Here is a 19,380-nt window from a genome sequence, read left to right on the forward strand (position 1 = left end):
CTAGAACCATTTAAGCCATGGCAAGGTGCAGGGTTTTTATCCTTTGCACCTTGCCATTTTTTGTTTCCACAAATTCATTGACAGAAAAAATCTCCTTGGGTATTTCGAATTTAGAAAGTGTGTGCAGCGATTTAATACCTTGCCAAAGCGTTTCGACACCCCTATTCCCTTCTATCACAAGCACTAATTTTTGACCCAAAGTTTTGTCTGGAATCCCGGCAACGAAGAACCTTTCCGATATCAATTCCGACAACTTGGCTTCTATTTGCTCTGGAACCAATTTGATTCCCCCTGAATTTATAATATTATCAAACCTTCCCAACCATTGGAATTCGGTATCCGAAACAAGGTTCACCACATCATTGGTCATCACCTTTTCATTGGATATTTGGGGCGCATCGATCACTAGGCAGTTTCTATTGTCCGTTGCCAAGGACACTTGTGGAAGGGCTATAAAATTACCCCTGCCTTCCCTAGCCGTATCATTGATCCTCTTTGCCGCGATATGGGTTATGGTCTCGGTCATCCCATAGGTCTCATAGATATGGGTTTGGAGGTGTTGCACGCTGTTTTTTAGTTCTATTGACATCGGTGCCCCTCCAATAATCAAAACCCCGATTTGGCTTATTTTATCCAAGGAATTCTCTAATTGCAATGGAATCATAGCCGAAAAATCATAATATACACCCTTGGGAATCGACGGTTTTGAACTAGGCAGCACACATGTGATTTCCCAACCCAATACCATGGCTCTCACCAGCATCATTTTACCTGCTATAAAACTGCTCGGCATACAGTGCAATGCCTTTGTTCCCGGTCCTAGGTTAAAAAAACCTCCGGTAGCCTTAGCAGAATTGCACATCTTTATTTTTTCTAGGAAAACCTTTTTAGGCGTCCCGGTAGATCCCGAGGTATGTACTGAAATCATTGGGGAACCGTCACACCAATCCAATAAAAAATTACCTATAATCTTTTCAAAGTCCTCTCCCTCTTTTACCAAGGAATAGCCTAGTTCCTTTAAATCGGACTCCTGATAAGCGTGGCCGTTAAATTTAAATTTCGGATGAACCTTATGGTAAGACATTGTCTGATGCATTTTCTGTTAAGAATTGCTCCTGAGGCATAACCTTTCCGGTAAGACGTTCTTTCCAATTGTTCCATCCGTATTTTTTCGAAAAAACAAGGAGTAAAATAGGATATACCACCAATACAGGAACAAATACATCCCATCCCAGTTCTGGTTCTGAAATATCCCTAAAAATAGAATTGGTCTGAAAGGCTGTCCAATCGGCCGTGACCAATAAGGCTGTTATTAAGTTATTGGCGGCATGAAAACCTATGGCCAACTCCAAACCTTCGTCCATTAAAGTTAAAATACCTAGAAAAAAACCGGTCCCTATATAATACACCATAATGCCAAAACCTAGCTTTTCTACTTCGGGATTAAATAGATGTAGCAATCCAAAAACAGAAGAGGTAATCACCAAGGGAAACCACTTATTCCCGGCAATTAAACCCAAACCTTGCATTAGATATCCTCTCATAAAGTATTCCTCAAAACTTGTTTGGATCGGGATCAGTAGCACTGAAATTGCTAGTAGTATCAGAAACGGCTGTAATTCAAAATTAAAGGTATAATCATCTGGAGACAAATAAATATCAACCCCCATAATCACTACCGTAATCACGGCCCAGAGTCCGAATGCAAAAAACACTCTCTTCCAATCTACTTTTTTTCTAGAAGTGGTTAGTGACACCAAGCTTTGGTTGTGCAAGAATTTGCAACTAATAAATGTTGCTATCAGGCCAAAGGCAAAGGAAAGCAGCATTAAAAACAAAAACAGGTTGCTACCGATAGCCTGGGACATCTGAGTGAGATCCATCGGAATCTCATTACCCCCCAAAGATTTAAAAATCACCACTCCAACAAGGGGTATCGCCCCAACAACCTGCCACCCTAAAAAAACAAGTAGCACTCCTACAATGTAGCGCCATGATTCATGATTTCCCTTATACCCTTGTTCTATATACATATTTCTTCTATTAATTTTGTATCCCAATTTTTATTCTTATCGTAACTGATGGCCCCATTCCTAACTGTTAAAGGGCTCTCTATATTATTAGTGTACAGGCTACCGGTCCCCAGTCCCTGCGGCAAAGTATTCTTTAGGGTATAGGTCCATTGTGTAATGGCATTTAGCCCTATATTGCTTTCCAGGGCACTGGTAACCCACCATTGAATCCCTAGTTTTTCTGCTATTTCTATCCATTGCCCGCTACCTTTAAACCCCCCAACCAAACTAGGTTTTAAAATTATATAGGGAGGCCGAATGGTTTGTAGCAGTTCTTCTTTTTTTGTTACATCGGTAATCCCTATTAATTCTTCGTCCAAGGCAATGGGCAGTGGTGAATTTTCACATAATTCTCTCATTGCAAGAGGGTTGCCCGGCTTTATAGGCTGTTCTATGGAATGTAAATTATATTTGGACAAACGCTGCAGTTTTCCCAAGGCTTCTTCTGGGGAGAATGCGCCATTAGCATCGACCCGAAGGGAAATTTCACTCTCGCTATACTCTTTTCTTATGGCTTGTAAAAGCAATAATTCGCGCTCAAAATCAATTGCCCCCACCTTCATTTTTATACAGTTAAAACCTTGTTTTAGTTTCTCCTGTATTTGTTGGTGCATAAACTTTTCATCTCCCATCCATATGAGACCGTTTATGGAAATACTTTTATCTTTAGTGGTGAATTCTGAAGGAAATAATAAAAAAGGATCAGCAGCATTTAGGGACAAGAAAGCCTGTTCTACCCCAAATTGAATACTTGGGTAGGGGAGCAACTTATCCCAAAGTTTATCTTTTCCCAAGCCCACATTATCACAGGTCCATTGCAAAACCTCCTCATATTCTGGGCGATCATCAATACTCAAGCCTTTCAATAATCCACATTCCCCAATACCGTATTTTCCGTTATTCCGAAGGATAATAAACCAGGTTTCTTTTTGCACCAATATTCCCCTAGAAGTACCACTGGGGTTTTTAAAGTTTAAAACGTATTTTTTGTAACTAGCTTTCATATGGAGCTATTATTGTTTTTATCGGTCCTATGTAATTCACATAACTGAATTTGTCTTTGCGACAAGTTTTCGGTCATGTTCATTTCATATTGGCTGTTTGTTGTTCTGTGTCTTGTTTTTATAGCTTTTTTAGAGGTCTATAAAAGTCAAATTTAGGGATATTTTAATTCTTATAAAGGAGGAAAGAAGCATTATTATAGCAGCAATCCCCAAGACACTACAATTGACCTTTTTAGGACCTTATCATCATTCATAGAAATTTTTATCGGGCGCCTTAAAAAGCCTCTTTCTGCTTTTTTAATCGATCATAGAAGCCAACAGGTTTAGAGTATTCTTAGTTGCTGGTATCCAACTAATAAACAGGAATGCCCTTATATTATTGACGTAATAAAGTGGTCAATAACATAAGGGCATCCAATAAATTATAAAAGAAGCAAGGTAGGTTGGTTTTAAAACGAGACAGGGCTATAGCATCAAACACAAAAATTGGGCCTGAATTGAATGCACCTTCTGCTTTGTAGAAAAGTTTCCTTGGTTCTCTTCTAACCCCCTTTTGTTTCCCAAGCACCTATGGGTACTTCCCTGATTAGTATTAATTGCCAATTGTTCCTGGCAACCCGCGTTAGGGATCGCAGCGGCATCCCCGAAGTGGAGCGAGGGATATAGCGCAGCGCCCGCCCGACGAAGGAGGGAACGCCCAAAACAGTAACCAAAAAACGGTAAACAAGGATATTAACTATGTCATTTGTCAGATTTTCTAACACAAAAAATCTTTCTTACACCATCACGGACTCCCCTATTTCTGGCAACAACAGCTCTTTTCCCGCATCAGAAAACTGTTTTAGGGCATCTTTTTGATCAATAACAATGTACCCGAAAGTATCGTAATGGTAGCCCAGAATCTTATCGCACTCTATAAAGTCCGATGCAATAACGGCATCTTTAATCCCCATCGTGAAATTATCACCAATAGGCAGCACTGCCAAATCTAAGCTGTGGGACAATGGAATTAATTTCATATCCATGGTCAATGCCGTATCTCCGGCAATATAGAGCTGCTTTCCCTCGGAAGAAATTATAAATCCGCCTGGCTGACCACCATAAGATCCATCCGGAAAGGAAGACGTATGGATAGCATTAACGTACTTAAGGCTTCCAAAATCAAAATCGAAACTACCCCCATGGTTCATAGGATGCGCAGTAATTCCTTTATTGCCGTAATGGGTAGCAATTTCATAATTACTAATAACCACGGCGTTCGTTCTTTTAGCAATCTGTTCTACATCCAAGGTATGGTCTTGGTGGGCGTGGGTTACCAGAATATAATCTGGATCCAAATCATCGATAGCTACTTTTCCGGCCACTTTTTCAATGCCAGAAATAAATGGATCTACCAATAATTTTTTACTATTGGCCAAAATCATTAGGGAGGCATGCCCTAGAAAGGTGATTTTCATAGAATTTGTTTTTCCTCAAAGTTATTTAAAATTGAACCAAAAACGAACTCCTGCTGTAGTTTTATCGATGTTTAGTGTAGACTGTAATTGATTTACCAATCGATTCATAAGCCTTATTCCCATAGAAGAATTTGCTCTTTCACTACTATCTTCTGGCAAACCTATTCCGTTATCCGTATATTCAAAATACCCCTTCTCCCCGTTCTTACTTAAATGGATATGTATTTTACCGTTCTCATCATTATCTGGAAAGGCATATTTAAAGGAATTTGAAACAAGTTCGTTCAATATCAGTCCAAACGGAATAGCTCTATCAATATCTAACTCGACCCCTTCTGCGTCTATAAATATATTTATATTATGCCCTCCTTTTTTATATACCGATTGCACACTATTGATTAGGCTTTCTATATACTCTTGCATTTCGATAACCGAAAGATCATCGTTTTGATATAATTTCTGGTGTATTAAGGCCATGGCTTTCACCCTTGTTTTCCCTTCTTCCAAGGCTTGAATAGCGGCCTTGCTTTTGGTGTTTTTGGTTTGCAGACTCAACAAACTGGAAACCATTTGAAGGTTGTTCTTTACCCTGTGGTGAATTTCTTTCAACAAGGAATCCTTCTCTATCAGGGCCGATTCTATTATTTGTTTTTGTTCTGCAATAAGACGTTGTGTTTTTATACTTTTTAGGTAGGCATACACCACCGCAGCAAATCCCAACAAGGTAAACACCAAGGAAATAAAGACAATATTTATACGTTCGTCCTTTGCCTGCATTTCGTTTCTAGATTCTTCAAGGGCAATTTTTTGCTCATCCATTAACCTTTTAGAATACTCAATTTCCTGTCCTGCTACCGCAGCCAATTGCTGTTTTTTTAAGCCTGCATCACTATGGTTTAGGGAGTCCCGTATTTTTACTGTTCTTTTTAGGTACTCTGTGGCATTTTTAAAATCGCCCATTTTATCATAATACGCGGCCAACAGTCGGTTCCTTTTTATAATATTCTGAACTTTTACAGGGTAATCGCCATATAAAAGAAGATCCTTGGCCTTTTCAAATTCTTCCACCTGTAAATAGACGTCTGCCAATTCTAAAGAGTTCTCTATTTTCTCGGAAGAATATTTATTGATACTATATTCCCCAATAATAGCTATGGCACTCTCTAGTTCAAAGACAGCGATATCGTATTCTTTTAACCGAGCGTAACACTTGCCAATATTTCCTTTAATAATCCCCTTAAGAAAGTTCCCTTTAATAAGTTCTTGTTCGGTTTTTTGTCGACTTATATCATTTAAGTACACATCTATAAATCCTTTTGCTTGTTTAAAATTGGTCAAGGCAACCGCTGTAGACATATCTAAAAGCAAATAGGTCCCTATATTGTTCAGATATTCTGCCTGGGCATAATAGTCACCTTCCCGAACGGTTTTCAGCATGTCTTTAATGTAATCTTCCATAGCCTTACGGTGTAGGCCCAAATTAGAATAGATATCGTAAAAAACAATTTTATCGGTAAGCCCCAGCTTTAGTTTCTCCTCCCTTATTTCAAACTGCCTGTCGAAAAGCCCTAACTTGGCATAGTTATGATCTATTAAATCTAGAAGGATACTTTTCGTAGGATCATCAAAATGTTCTTTGTTTTGATATAAGTCTTTGGCTATGTCGACACTTTTGCTATAATCGCCTATATCGTAAAAAAGTTGGGCTTGCATAAGCTCATATTTCATAGTACCTATGCTGTCATTTGCCTTTAGTGTATTAGTGTGATATGCATTTACCTTGGCTTGCCAGTCATAGGCAGAATTTTCCGAATAGCGGTTTGGAATATTAAAGAAAAACTGCAGTCTTTTTTCTGGGGTGGCAATGTTCTGAAATTCTTGAATCAGGCTTTGTTCTGGAATAGAGACCTGTGCATAGGAAGCGCTAATAGCCAGTATAAAAAAGAGTACACTCTTCAATACTTTTCTAAAAGCAACTTTTACCCTACCGTTGTTGTCCATGAATTAATCTCTACTTAATTAGTAGTAATGACTTACAAAACCAGCAGTCATACCAAAAATAAATATCAGTAATCCTAATTACCGATACATCTAAATCCAGCTCCAAGACCATTTTTTTGCAAAAAAAAGAGGTTTAAACCTACCCTTATCAGGTTTTGCATTGAGTCCGGACAACTATAAACCTAAATAGTTGTCCTATAGATTTCTATAAACCTAAAGGAACTGCTGCTATTAGGCATAAGTAGAAATTAAAAAGATACTTCAATAGACACCACTTTTTAATTTGTGACAAGATTTTGGGAATCCAATTCAAGTTAAAAATATAAACTAGATCTTATAAGTGCTTCATATTGTTGTATAATTACCGTTTATTGTGGTAAAAAAGGAAGAATCACTACCGAAAGACATTTTAGTCGGATTTATATGCATTTCGTCGATAGTATCTTTGCGCCAATTTGATCATAAATGGCATAAAAACAACGCTTTTTAATCTTAAAAAATGGGATACCACAATAATTTAGCAGGGTACAGGCTTAATTTTTGACGTTTTTAAGTTGATTTTTTAGCTCCTCCATAGATTCCTGTAATTGTTTCAACAGTCCTCTTTCGGAAGTGGCATCTACTCCGAAGGTTATTTTACTACTTACCTGCCAAAGTTCTTGTATCTGATCTATCTTAATACGGTACGGCGGATAGTTTTCGTTTAGGGAAATCAGGGAGATCTCCATAGGGTTGGGTGTTTTTTCTATTTTTTTCACCAATACAGCGTCATGCAGAACGACGACATACATTTTATTGGCACTGATAGCCTGCAAACCTTCTACCGCTTTTGCCAGCACCCATTCGCCCGGCCTTAAGTTTGGCAACATACTATCGCCTTCTATTTGAAAACCGCGATAGGAGGCATTTCGGAATTCTGGCAAAGGGATATCGAAAGCCGGTAATTGTCGGTACCAACTTACATCCTGTATATTTTGCGGATATCCTGCTGCTGCCTTAGCGTTCACCAAGACTATATTTTCTTTTTCAGAGGAATCTACGGTAACCACTTTTGGTATAATACTGACTGTTGAAGTAGCTAAATATTTCTGGGTGTTTTCTCCAAAAAGCCAAAGGGGATTGATTTTAAATTGCTTTAACAATTCTGCCACCACTTTTCCAGACAGCTTGGTTCGCCCGCGTTCGATATCGGCGGTAGTATTTGAAACTCCCAGCAATGCTGCAAATTCAGCCTGTGTATATCCCAATTCCCTTCGGATTTCAGAGAATCGTTTTATTGCTATTTCCATATCGTCATTCATACCATATATAATTTTATGCCAGTTTCTCGGCACCCCTTTGTGCCAATTCACCAGCTTGTTCATCCAATTATCCGTTCTCCAAATATACATCTTTTGGATATAATCCAAAAATAATCTTGGATTATTTCCATTATTTGGAAATTTTCCATAAATTTGGATTATCTACAAATTATGCCTTATGACTTGTGATGATATCCAACAGACTTTAAACTTCTTGGTGTTTTCAGGAATGCAGGACGACAACAATTCGTCAAAAGCAATTCCGAAATCCAAAAAAGAGAAACAATCCGTCAAAAAACCAAGAACTAAGAGCACTATTAGAAAGGCAACAAAAGACGATAGCATACAGCTTAATTTATTCGACTAGTTATGGAAAAGGCAAAAATTTTAATTTACGAAGGAGGTTTCAACGGATTCTTAACAGTTATTTATAAGTCTTTTAAAGAAAAATTAAATGTTTCCGATATCCAAAACCAACGCGATATCCAAAAGGGCCTTTTTTCAGACACAGAAACGGTCCATATGCAGTCAGACAAGGCCAAACGTGTTTGGGACGGAATTCAAAAAAAGGACAGGACTGCACTAAAGACCATATACTTTGCATATTTAAGTGAAAAAAAGGGGATAGAGCTTTTGCTTTACCAATATATCCACCATATGTTTTTTGGTGAGGCGAAGATATCTTCGGAAGCCATAAAGGATATATTTTTAAAACTACATCAATATGCCGGCATGGTGGCTAGAGAAAAGCACCGTATTGAGGCCATTGCTACCTTTAAAATTTCCCAGGATCAAATGCACTACACGGCAATTACCCCTTACCACGATGTTCTACCATTGTTATCGAGATACTACCGGTCCAAATTTCCCGGCAAAGAATTCCTCATCTACGATAAAAAAAGAAAATATGCCCTCCTATACAACCTGCTCTCCATAAGCTATATTCCTATGGAAATTCCGATCGATTTTTTCAGAACAGCGCCTTCATCAAAACCACTAAAACCATTGATTTCAAACACGGCCCCCTATCCATTTTCTAGAAGAACGAAATCCATCAAAGCAGATCAAAAAGCAGCGGTATAGACATGGTTTAGCTTGAACGATTTCTTGTTTTTAATTCCTGTTCATCAATTATTTCTAGCGGCTTTATTTATAAGGGAAAAGAAAACAATGACATTATTAGCTCCCTATAAGCCCCTCCTGCCTTAGCGCTGCGATTCGGACTAATTTAACCACATTTTTAGGGCTTCTCTATTTGGCACTTCAAGGCTTAAAACAGAAACCCCAAACAGGCCTACTTACTTTTTTCTCCTACAAAATTGTCACTCGGGTTTTTAAAAAGCACATTAAAGGTCGTGAGGCTACCGTATATACGGGTAATATACTGTTGAAGATCTACTTTTTCCTGGTCGTCTAAATTCTTGCTACTATTTATTTTCTGTTCCATCACCCTTATCCTATCGCGCACCATTACAATTTTATGAAAAAAGGCATCCAATGGAATTTCTTTTTCCGATAACTTGGCGTCTCCAGGTTTTAAAACGAGGGAACCTCCCTTCCACTTATCTGCTATGGGGGTTATCGCACTCGTGTCGCTCCACCGTCTTAAGATAGAAATTAATGACTGCTCTACTTCTGAAAAACTAATCGTAACTACGGCATCTTCAACACTTTCGACAATCTCAAAATCGGCATTTAAATCAATTGTCTCCAAACCGTTTTCAATAAAGGTTACCCAATAATGTTTAGAGGTTACATTGGTAACTACTCCTTTACCAAATTCCTTGTGTTGTATACGCGAACCAATTCCTAAAAGCTGCATCTATTCTAGTTTTAAAATTTCAATTGCTAATGTATCGCTAAGCATTTAAACCACAAAATTCTACAAAGCCCCAACTTCATAATTAGAGGTCAATATCGTAACTTCGCATCTTTACGAAAGCCCATGATTAATTACGAAGAAAATATAGAGGTTAAAGGTGCTCGCGTACACAACCTTAAAAATATAGATGTTACCATTCCTAGAGAGAAACTTGTTGTGATCACCGGACTATCGGGTAGCGGGAAGTCTTCTTTAGCCTTTGACACCATATATGCCGAAGGGCAACGTAGGTATATAGAAACCTTTTCAGCCTATGCACGTCAGTTTTTAGGAGGCTTGGAACGTCCGGATGTGGATAAAATAGACGGACTATCTCCGGTAATTGCCATTGAGCAAAAAACCACCTCTAAATCGCCCCGCTCTACTGTTGGCACCATCACCGAAATTTACGATTTCCTAAGGCTCTTATATGCTCGTGCCGCAGATGCCTATAGTTATAACACTGGGGAAAAAATGGTCAGTTACAATGATGAACAGATCAAAGAATTGATCATTTCATCGTATAAAGACAAAAAAATAAATGTATTGGCCCCGGTAATTAAATCTAGGAAAGGGCATTACCGCGAACTTTTTGAACAAATCGCCAAACAAGGGTTTGTCAAGGTAAGGATCGATGGTGAAATCAAGGATATTGTAAAAGGCATGAAAGTGGACCGTTACAAGACCCATGATATAGAAATTGTCATCGATCGCCTTAAGATCATTGAAAATTCGGACTTGGACAAACGCATTTCCGAAACTATCAACACGGCGATGTACAGTGGCGATAATGTTTTGATGATTTTGGAAGAAGGCCGTGATGAGCCCCGGTATTTTAGCAGGGATTTAATGTGCCCTACCACTGGTATCTCTTACCCATCTCCGGAACCCAACACCTTTTCTTTTAATTCCCCAAAAGGCATGTGTCCGGATTGTAATGGTTTGGGCCATGTTTTTGAAATTAATGAGCACAAAATATTCCCTGACAAAAAACTTTCCATTAGCGGTGGTGGTATTGCTCCTTTGGGAGCTTACAAAAAATCATGGGCCTTTAAGCAGATCGAGACCATTGCACAACGCTATAACTTTGACATGGCCGAGCCTATCTCAAAAATCCCCGAAGCGGCGATACAAGTTTTGCTTTATGGCGGCAAGGAAAGCTTTGAGGTAGATTCCAAGACCCTTGGTGTTAAGCGCACCTACAAAATAGACTACGAAGGGATTGCCCATTTTATAAAAAGCCAGTTCAACGAAGCTAGTTCAACCACTATTAAACGTTGGGCCAAGGAATACATGGACAAAATTGAATGTCCCAACTGCCATGGCAGCCGATTGCAACAAGCCTCTTTAAACTTTAAAATTGCCGAAAAGAATATAGCCGAACTTTCGGATTTGGACATTAGGGAATTGGCCGATTTTTTCAACGGACTCGAAAAAGAGCTGAATACCACCCAGTTAAAAATTGCAGAAGAAATTTTAAAAGAAATTCGCTCAAGAATTCAGTTCTTATTAGATGTAGGCTTGGATTACCTCTCTTTAGGACGCAGCAGCAAATCTCTTTCTGGCGGGGAAGCTCAGCGTATCCGACTAGCCACACAGATAGGCTCACAACTGGTGGGGGTTCTTTATATTTTAGACGAACCTTCCATCGGACTGCATCAGAGAGACAATGAACGCCTGATAAAGTCTTTGGAAGCTCTGCGCGACTTAGGGAATTCTGTCTTAGTAGTAGAACATGACCGCGACATGATAGAACGCGCAGACCATGTGATCGATATAGGCCCTATGGCCGGGAAACACGGTGGCGAGATTATCTCACAGGGAAAACCGGCCGACCTGATCGAGCAACACACTCTTACGGCAGATTATATAACAGGAAAATTACAAATAGAAGTCCCCAAGACTCGAAGAAAAGGCAATGGAAAAAATATTGTTTTAACGGGCTGTACCGGGAATAATTTAAAAAATATTTCGGTTAGCCTTCCATTGGGGAAAATGATCGGAATTACCGGTGTTTCGGGCAGCGGAAAATCTACTTTGATCAATGAAACCCTTTACCCAATTCTGAATGCCTATTATTTTAACGGGGTAAAGAAACCCATGCCGTATAAAAAAATCACCGGCCTTGAACACATCGATAAGGTTATAGATATCAATCAATCTCCCATTGGAAGAACACCCCGTTCTAATCCCGCTACCTACACTGGAGTATTTAGCGAAATTCGCTCCCTGTTCACCAAAACCCAGGAAGCTGCTATTAGGGGCTACAAGCCAGGGCGCTTTAGTTTCAATGTAAAGGGCGGAAGATGCGAAACCTGTCAAGGAGGAGGCCTTAGGGTTATTGAGATGAATTTTCTCCCCGACGTTTATGTGGAGTGTGAAACCTGTAACGGGAAACGCTTTAACAGGGAAACCTTAGAAATCAGGTACAAAGGAAAATCTATCGCCGACGTGCTGGAAATGACCATCAACGAATCTGTGAAATTTTTCGAGAACATCCCCAAAATATACAGAAAACTAAAAACAATTCAAGATGTTGGCTTAGGCTACATCTCTTTAGGACAGCAATCGACAACCTTATCGGGAGGAGAGGCCCAGCGTATAAAATTGGCCACAGAACTATCTAAAAGAGATACCGGTAACACTTTTTATATTTTAGACGAACCCACAACGGGCCTTCATTTTGAAGATATCAGGGTGTTGATGGGCGTGCTTAATGAACTGGTTGACAAAGGAAACACCGTTGTGGTCATAGAACATAATTTAGATGTTATTAAAACAGTAGATTATATCATAGACATTGGTTATGAAGGTGGCCGTGGAGGTGGAATGATAGTAGCCAAAGGCACTCCCGAAGAAGTAGCAAAAGACAAAAAAAGCTATACTTCTAAGTTTCTTAGGAAAGAATTAAGCCTGTAAATAGTGGTTATCACTGTAAAAATATGTTAATTAGTAGAATATTATCTTACAATTTTTTTTGGTTAATAAATACATTAAACCCCATCGAAACGAATGAGAAAAGAAAGACATCATAAAGGTTGGAACGAAATAAAAACTAATGATTCTTGGGCCCTTTTTAAGATTATGGGTGAATTTGTCAATGGATTTGAAAAAATGAGCGCCATTGGCCCTTGTGTTTCCATTTTTGGGTCGGCACGCACAAAACCCGGAGATAAATATTATGAATTGGCCACGAGTATTTCGAAAAGCATTTCAGAAGCCGGATATGGGATTATTACCGGTGGTGGCCCAGGAATCATGGAGGCAGGAAACCGCGGTGCTCATTTGGCTGGCGGAACATCGGTTGGACTCAACATAGATTTGCCTTTTGAGCAACATAACAATCCATATATAGACAATGACAAAAGTTTAGATTTTGACTATTTCTTTGTTCGCAAAGTAATGTTCGTTAAATACTCACAGGGCTTCGTTGTTTTACCAGGTGGTTTTGGTACGCTTGATGAACTCTTTGAAGCCATTACCCTAATCCAAACCCATAAAATAGAATTGTTCCCTATTATTTTGGTAGGTACGGAGTTTTGGGAAGGCTTAATGGAATGGATTAAGAAAACAATGCTGACCATAGGAAATATAAGTGCCGAAGATTTAGATCTGATAAAAATCGTAGATACTGAGGAAGAGGTTGTAGAAATCATCGATGCCTTTTATAAAGGAAACATTCTCAGTCCAAATTTTTAATTAATACCATTATTTGAAAACCAAAACCAACCAATTCATTCGCTTTTTATTCCTGATAGTTGTTCTGACAAGCGGCAAAAGTATAGCCCAGCATACCAACGTGCTTTCTGCAACATTGACCGAAGAGAATAAAGAGATCAGTATTCAACAAGCCCTAGAATATGTAAACGATTCTAGGGACACCTTGTTATTGCTATATTTTAACGACTGGGCCAATGCGTATGCCGATAAAAATACGGCCTTGGCAAAACGGTTTTCTGAGGAGTTTAAAAAAGGCCTGCACCTGGCCAAAGACGAGGAACGAGGGTATACAAAGATTGTTAGCGTCGTAGACAATGATTATCAGGGATTAGACTGGAATTACACTTCGGGGCGGGATATAGTTAAAATAGATTTGAAGGAACCTTTGCTTCCTGGAAGCTCGGTAAAAATCTTCTTAACCTACAAGGTAAAGCTTCCTCCCAATAAGTTTACCCCATACGGCTATGACAACAGAAGGAATTTTTATTTAAAAGACTGGTACCTTACTCCAGCCGTCTATGACGGCACTTGGCATTTATATTCCAATAAGAATCTAGAAGATTTATATACAGGCATCACCAATACCACCATCAACCTATTTATTCCCAAGGACCTGTTTATAGCCTCTAATTTTTCTACCACCCATAAGGTCACACTTTCCCATGGAAAACATATTACCCTAACAGGCATCAGGCAAAAGAGTTGTGAAATTATCCTGGCTCCAGTAAATCATTTTACGAAACACCAAACCCCCAGTCTCACCCTGATTACCGATTTGGAAACCTTCCGGTATGATCCGATTGCCTCTGGAATTTCAATAAATAGAATTGCAGATTTTATTCAAAACAACTTAGGCGATTACCCACATCCACAGTTATTGGTCAGTGAAATAGATTACAATAAGGACCCCTTGTACGGCATCAGCCAGTTACCGTCCTTTATCAGGCCCTATGAAGAGCAGTTTCAATTTGAGATGAAGGTTTTAAAAACTGCGCTTAACAGTATCGTTAAAGAAACTTTGTTCCTAAACCCGAGAACGGAAAAATGGGTTACAGACGCCATTGTAAACTACCTGATGATTGCTTTTGTGGAGGATTATTATCCAGATCAAAAATTATTAGGAAAATTGTCCTCCTTATGGGGGGTGCGAAATTTCCATCTTGCCCAGATGGATTTCAACGAGCAATACCCCTTATTACAGATGTTGTCGGCCCGTAGAAATTCGGATCAATCATTAAGGACAGAAAATGATTCTTTAATAAAATTCAACCAAAAAATTGCCAATAGATATAAAGCAGGCTTAGGATTAGCGTATTTGGCAGACTACACTGGCACCCATCAGGTTGATAATAGCATCAAGGCTTTTTACAAAAACTACCAGCTAAAACCGGTGACCGAAGCGGACTTTAAATTTATGGTTGTCGAAGGATCAAATAAGGATGTAAATTGGTTTTTTGACGAATATGTATCGACGACAAAAAAAATAGATTTTAAGATCAAGAATGTTGAAAAGACCGCCGATTCTTTAAAAGTAACTCTAAAGAACAAGCAAGGAACCAACGTTCCTATTTCTCTTTTTGGCATCAAGAACGACACAGTAGTTTCCAAATATTGGTTTACCAACATCATTTCTGAAAAGACCATTGTGATCCCAAAAAATGGTGAAGATCGTCTAGTATTGAACTATGACCAAACCATTCCAGAATACAACCAAAGAGATAACTGGAAGTCTTTAAACGGGTTTTTCTCGAGCAATAAAAAAATAAAGTTTCAATTTTTTAAGGATGCCGAAGACCCGTATTTCAATCAAGTCTTTTATGTCCCGGTTTTAACGTTCAACCTCTACGACGGATTGGCCCCGGGATTGCGCTTACATAATAAAACCCTTTTAGAGAGGCCCTTTGTTTTCGATTTTGCGCCCTCCTACGCTACTTCTGAAAAATCCCTGGTTGGGTACGGGAAATTTAATTACAGGGATTATCACGGCAAAAGCGGACTATATGTAACCAATTATTCTCTAAGAGGAAACACGGCACATTTCCAAAAAAATTCTAGATACAGCACCATAAGTCCTGCCGTTGGTTTTGGATGGCGACCAAGCAATTTATTGCTCAACAAAAGATCTTCCTTAGTGTTGCGTTCTGTGAATGTTTTTAGGGATCTAGATCCGAATTTAGTAGAATCCGATTTGGAAACAGAACCAGATTACAGTGTTTTTAATGCCAAATACACCAATACTTCCAACAATATTTTAAACTATTTATCATGGTCCGTAGATGCCCAATATTCTAATAAATTTAGCAAAATAGCCTACGAATTAGAATACCGGAAACTGTTTCAAAACAACAGACAGTTTAATTTCCGCTTTTTTGCGGGGAAGTTTTTACGCAACGAAACTGCAGGGGAGACGGACTTTTTCAGTTTCGCACTAGACCGGCCAACCGACTACCTTTTCGACTATGAATTCTTAGGAAGATCTGAAGGCTCCGGCATTTACAGTCAGCAAATAATTATTGCCGAAGGTGGCTTTAAGTCAAAGCTAGCCTACCCCTACGCCAATGATTGGATGGCAACCATCAATTCGAGCATTAATATTTGGCGGTGGATAGAACTTTACGGCGATTTTGGATTTGTAAAAAACAAAGGGATTTCCCCTAAAACGGTTTACGATTCTGGAATTCGTCTGAATCTATTGACCGATTATTTCGAATTATACCTGCCTTTATACTCAAATAACGGTTGGGAAATAGCCCAACCACATTACGATCAAAAAATTAGATTTGTAATAACCTTCAGCCCAAGGACCCTAACGGGCCTATTTACGAGGAAATGGTTTTAAACAATTATTATATTCTTAATATTACAGCTTATTTTTTATCATATTCTTATTTTAGAAAAATCTAAGGATTATTCTTTAAACATTATTCATCATTATAGCATTCTATGGGTTGCAAAAACCATTCTGATTTGATATTTTTGTGAGAAACCATTTGTTCTATAATGAATATAAACTCCAAAGTAAGCAATGACATCTCTTTTGATGACTTTCAAGTACAAATTTTGAAAGACTACGAAATAGCTGTCACCAGTAGAGAATGTAGCCTATTAGGGCGAAGGGAAGTCTTAACAGGAAAAGCAAAATTCGGAATCTTTGGCGATGGCAAAGAATTGCCGCAATTGGCCATGGCCCGTTCTTTCCGCAATGGAGATTTTAGAAGTGGGTATTACCGCGACCAAACCTTTATGATGGCGCTAGGCCTCCTTACTCCCAAAAACTTTTTTCACGGACTATACGCTACTACGGATTTAACCAAGGACCCTATGAGCGGCGGAAGGCAAATGGGAGGGCATTTCTCTACCTTTAGCCTCAACGAAGATGGTAGCTGGAAAGATCTTACCAAACAAAAAAACAGCAGCTCGGACATTTCTTGTACTTCTGGGCAAATGCCAAGATTACTAGGTTTGGCTCAGGCTTCAAAAATATACAGAAACGTTAAGGGTTTAAAAGGCGACAAATTTTCGGTCAACGGAAATGAGGTTGCTTGGGGTACCATTGGAAATGCCAGTACTAGTGAAGGTGCCTTTTTTGAAACCATTAACGCTGCAGGGGTATTGCAAGTACCTATGGTCATCAGTGTTTGGGACGACCATTATGGAATTTCGGTACATGCAAAACACCAGACGACCAAGGAAGACATTTCTGAGGTTTTAAGTGGCTTTCAACGCGATAAGAAAAATGCCGGTTTTGAGATCCTTAAAGTAAAGGGATGGGATTATACCGCATTGATTCACGCCTATGAAAACGCCGCAGATATCGCCAGAGAACAACATGTTCCCGTTCTTGTTCATGTGACGGAACTTACCCAGCCCCAAGGGCACTCAACTTCTGGATCGCATGAGCGTTATAAAAGCGAAAAACGATTGGAATGGGAAAGGGAAAATGATTGCAACAAACGCTACAGGGAGTGGATTTTAGAAAATAAAATTGCCACAGAAGAGGATTTAAAAATTCTCGAAAAGAATATAAAAAAACAAATAAGGGCAGCGAAAAAGGAAGCTTGGGAAGAATTTTTAGCACCTCATAAAGCGCAGAAAAAAGCCCTTGTTCAATTATTGGATAATGTTTCGAGTGGCAGTGCCAACAAACATTTTATTATCAAACTTAAAAACGATCTAATAGCGATCGAGGAACCTATTAAGAAAGACTTGGCTTCCAAAGCCAGAAAAGCAATACGCTATTTAATAGGTGAAAACAGCGCCGAAAAAGAAGCCTTGGTCAAATGGACCCAGCAGTATTTAGCGGATTCACAATCAAAATTCAGTTCGCATTTATACAATGAATTGGCTAATAATGCCCTTAATGTTCCCGAGGTAAAACCCACCTATGATGCCGATGCCGAGAAAGTAGATGGTAGGGTAATTTTAAGGGACAATTTTGACCTTTTATTTGAAAGACATAAAGAAGCCTTAATTTTTGGTGAAGATACAGGGGCGATAGGCGATGTAAACCAAGGGCTGGAAGGGCTACAGAAAAAATATGGGGAGCTAAGGGTTGCCGATACCGGCATTAGAGAAGCCACCATAATTGGACAAGGAATAGGAATGGCTATGAGAGGACTACGCCCAATAGCTGAAATTCAGTATTTAGATTATATCTTCTACGCACTTTATACCCTGACCGATGATTTAGCTACCCTGCTGTACAGAACTGTAGGGAAACAAAAAGCCCCACTGATCGTTAGGACCCGTGGACACCGCCTAGAAGGCATTTGGCATTCCGGATCCCAGATGGGAGGCCTAATACACTTGTTACGAGGCATGTATATCCTAGTCCCTAGAAACATGACCAAAGCAGCCGGATTTTACAACACCTTAATGAAAGGAAATGAACCCGCGTTATTGATCGAAAGTCTAAACGGATACCGTCTTAAGGAACCCCTACCCAATAACCTAGGGGAGCTATGCACTCCAATCGGGGTCGTAGAAACCGTAAGAGAAGGAGAAGATATCACCTTGCTTTCTTATGGGTCTACGCTTAGGATTGTTTTACAGGCAGCCAAGGAATTACAAGAAGTAGGGATTAATGCGGAAGTTATTGACGCCCAATCTCTTTTGCCTTTTGACATTAAGCAGGATGTTGTAAAAAGTGTTCAAAAAACAAGTCGATTGCTAATTATAGACGAGGATGTGCCCGGTGCTTGTTCTGCTTATCTAATGCATGAAGTTGTTGAGAAACAAGGGGCTTATAAATATTTAGATAGTGCCCCGCAAACACTCACCGCTAAACCGCATAGGCCTGCCTACGCAACAGATGGTGATTACTTTTCCAAGCCTAACCTCGAAGATATTTTCGAAAAGGTGTACAGTATTATGCACGAGTCGGATCCCAAAAGCTTTCCCGCCTTTATTTAAAGCAGATAAAAACAAGAAAAGGATTTTTCTTATTTAAGATATCTATTACAAAAAAGACACCTCTAGAATATTCGGAGGTGTTTTTTTTTATTTTCTATTTAAATAGGAACACTTAAATTTATGGTTATTTTAGCCTCAAAAAGAAAAATTTACTAGATGAAAAATTCCATTTTAAAAGACATTGGACTTGCGTTTTTACGGATGGGTGCCGCTGCCATGATGATCACCCACGGATTGCCTAAATTTCAAAAACTCGTCGGCGGAAATCTTCAATTTGCAGATCCTATTGGTATTGGAAGCACACCTTCCTTAGTACTTACAGTGCTCGCCGAGTTTGTATGTCCCATTCTAATTTTTGTGGGATTTAAAACCCGTTGGGCTAGCGTACCTGTTGTAATTACTATGCTGGTCGCTGGTTTGGTCGTGCACGCTGCCGACCCGTTTAAAACGAAAGAGATGGCACTTTTATACGCCCTTATCTTTATCACTATTTTAGTTTTGGGACCAGGAAAATATAGTTTGGACAGAAAGTAAATAAAAATACCAATGGGT

General features: G+C 39.2%; 14 protein-coding genes. 7 read left to right on the plus strand and 7 right to left on the minus strand.

From position 1 onward, the window contains the following. Positions 1-10: 10 nt before the first annotated feature. The 6 genes from HCG49_RS01035 to HCG49_RS01060 all read right to left on the minus strand — a co-directional run bounded on the left by HCG49_RS01035 (position 11) and on the right by HCG49_RS01060 (position 7,835). Positions 11-1,084: an AMP-binding protein gene (locus tag HCG49_RS01035; protein WP_240938600.1), complete on the minus strand. Its 1,074-nt coding sequence runs from the start codon at positions 1,082-1,084 to the stop codon at positions 11-13. Next, positions 1,071-2,033, minus strand: coding sequence for a CPBP family intramembrane glutamic endopeptidase (locus tag HCG49_RS01040; protein ID WP_168467713.1), 963 nt, complete (start codon positions 2,031-2,033; stop codon positions 1,071-1,073). Before HCG49_RS01040 ends, HCG49_RS01035 begins: the two co-directional genes overlap by 14 nt. Continuing rightward, on the minus strand, positions 2,024-3,076 hold the full coding sequence (locus HCG49_RS01045; RefSeq protein ID WP_168467714.1) for an o-succinylbenzoate synthase: 1,053 nt from the start codon (positions 3,074-3,076) through the stop codon (positions 2,024-2,026). The genes HCG49_RS01040 and HCG49_RS01045 overlap by 10 nt, the downstream gene beginning before the upstream one ends. Before the next feature lie 776 nt (positions 3,077-3,852). After that, on the minus strand, positions 3,853-4,533 hold the full coding sequence (locus HCG49_RS01050) for a metal-dependent hydrolase (RefSeq protein WP_168467715.1): 681 nt from the start codon (positions 4,531-4,533) through the stop codon (positions 3,853-3,855). Between the two features lie 21 nt (positions 4,534-4,554). Beyond that, a complete protein-coding gene (locus HCG49_RS01055; RefSeq protein ID WP_168467716.1) occupies positions 4,555-6,534 on the minus strand; it encodes a sensor histidine kinase in 1,980 nt (659 codons plus the stop codon). A gap of 533 nt (positions 6,535-7,067) precedes the next feature. Then, positions 7,068-7,835, minus strand: coding sequence for an XRE family transcriptional regulator (locus HCG49_RS01060; RefSeq protein ID WP_168467805.1), 768 nt, complete (start codon positions 7,833-7,835; stop codon positions 7,068-7,070). A 178-nt stretch (positions 7,836-8,013) separates the two neighbouring features. Here HCG49_RS01060 and HCG49_RS01065 point away from each other — a divergent pair, with 178 nt between their 5' ends. After that, positions 8,014-8,202: a hypothetical protein gene (locus HCG49_RS01065; RefSeq protein ID WP_168467717.1), complete on the plus strand. Its 189-nt coding sequence runs from the start codon at positions 8,014-8,016 to the stop codon at positions 8,200-8,202. A gap of 2 nt (positions 8,203-8,204) precedes the next feature. Further along, the gene (locus HCG49_RS01070; RefSeq protein WP_168467718.1) at positions 8,205-8,918 is read left to right on the plus strand and encodes a TIGR03915 family putative DNA repair protein; all 714 of its coding nucleotides are present in this window, start codon (positions 8,205-8,207) and stop codon (positions 8,916-8,918) included. Between the two features lie 211 nt (positions 8,919-9,129). Here HCG49_RS01070 and HCG49_RS01075 read toward each other — a convergent pair whose 3' ends face one another. Next, entirely contained in the window at positions 9,130-9,657 is a 528-nt protein-coding gene (locus tag HCG49_RS01075; RefSeq protein WP_168467719.1) for a hypothetical protein, read from the minus strand. A 123-nt stretch (positions 9,658-9,780) separates the two neighbouring features. Between HCG49_RS01075 and uvrA the strand changes: the two genes are divergently transcribed. The 5 genes from uvrA (at position 9,781) to HCG49_RS01100 (ending at position 19,362) form a co-directional block, all read left to right on the plus strand. After that, positions 9,781-12,615, plus strand: a complete 2,835-nt coding sequence (uvrA, locus tag HCG49_RS01080; protein WP_168467720.1) for an excinuclease ABC subunit UvrA — start codon at positions 9,781-9,783, stop codon at positions 12,613-12,615. 93 nt (positions 12,616-12,708) lie between these two features. Next, the gene (locus tag HCG49_RS01085; RefSeq protein WP_072763544.1) at positions 12,709-13,395 is read left to right on the plus strand and encodes a TIGR00730 family Rossman fold protein; all 687 of its coding nucleotides are present in this window, start codon (positions 12,709-12,711) and stop codon (positions 13,393-13,395) included. Positions 13,396-13,408: 13 nt separating this feature from the next. After that, a complete protein-coding gene (locus HCG49_RS01090; protein ID WP_240938601.1) occupies positions 13,409-16,255 on the plus strand; it encodes a metalloprotease in 2,847 nt (948 codons plus the stop codon). A 161-nt stretch (positions 16,256-16,416) separates the two neighbouring features. Then, positions 16,417-18,828, plus strand: a complete 2,412-nt coding sequence (locus HCG49_RS01095) for a thiamine pyrophosphate-dependent enzyme (protein WP_168467721.1) — start codon at positions 16,417-16,419, stop codon at positions 18,826-18,828. A 156-nt stretch (positions 18,829-18,984) separates the two neighbouring features. Then, a complete protein-coding gene (locus HCG49_RS01100; protein WP_168467722.1) occupies positions 18,985-19,362 on the plus strand; it encodes a DoxX family protein in 378 nt (125 codons plus the stop codon). Positions 19,363-19,380 lie beyond the last annotated feature (18 nt).

This window comes from Arenibacter sp. 6A1 (genome assembly GCF_012272855.1).
GTDB lineage: Bacteria > Bacteroidota > Bacteroidia > Flavobacteriales > Flavobacteriaceae > Arenibacter.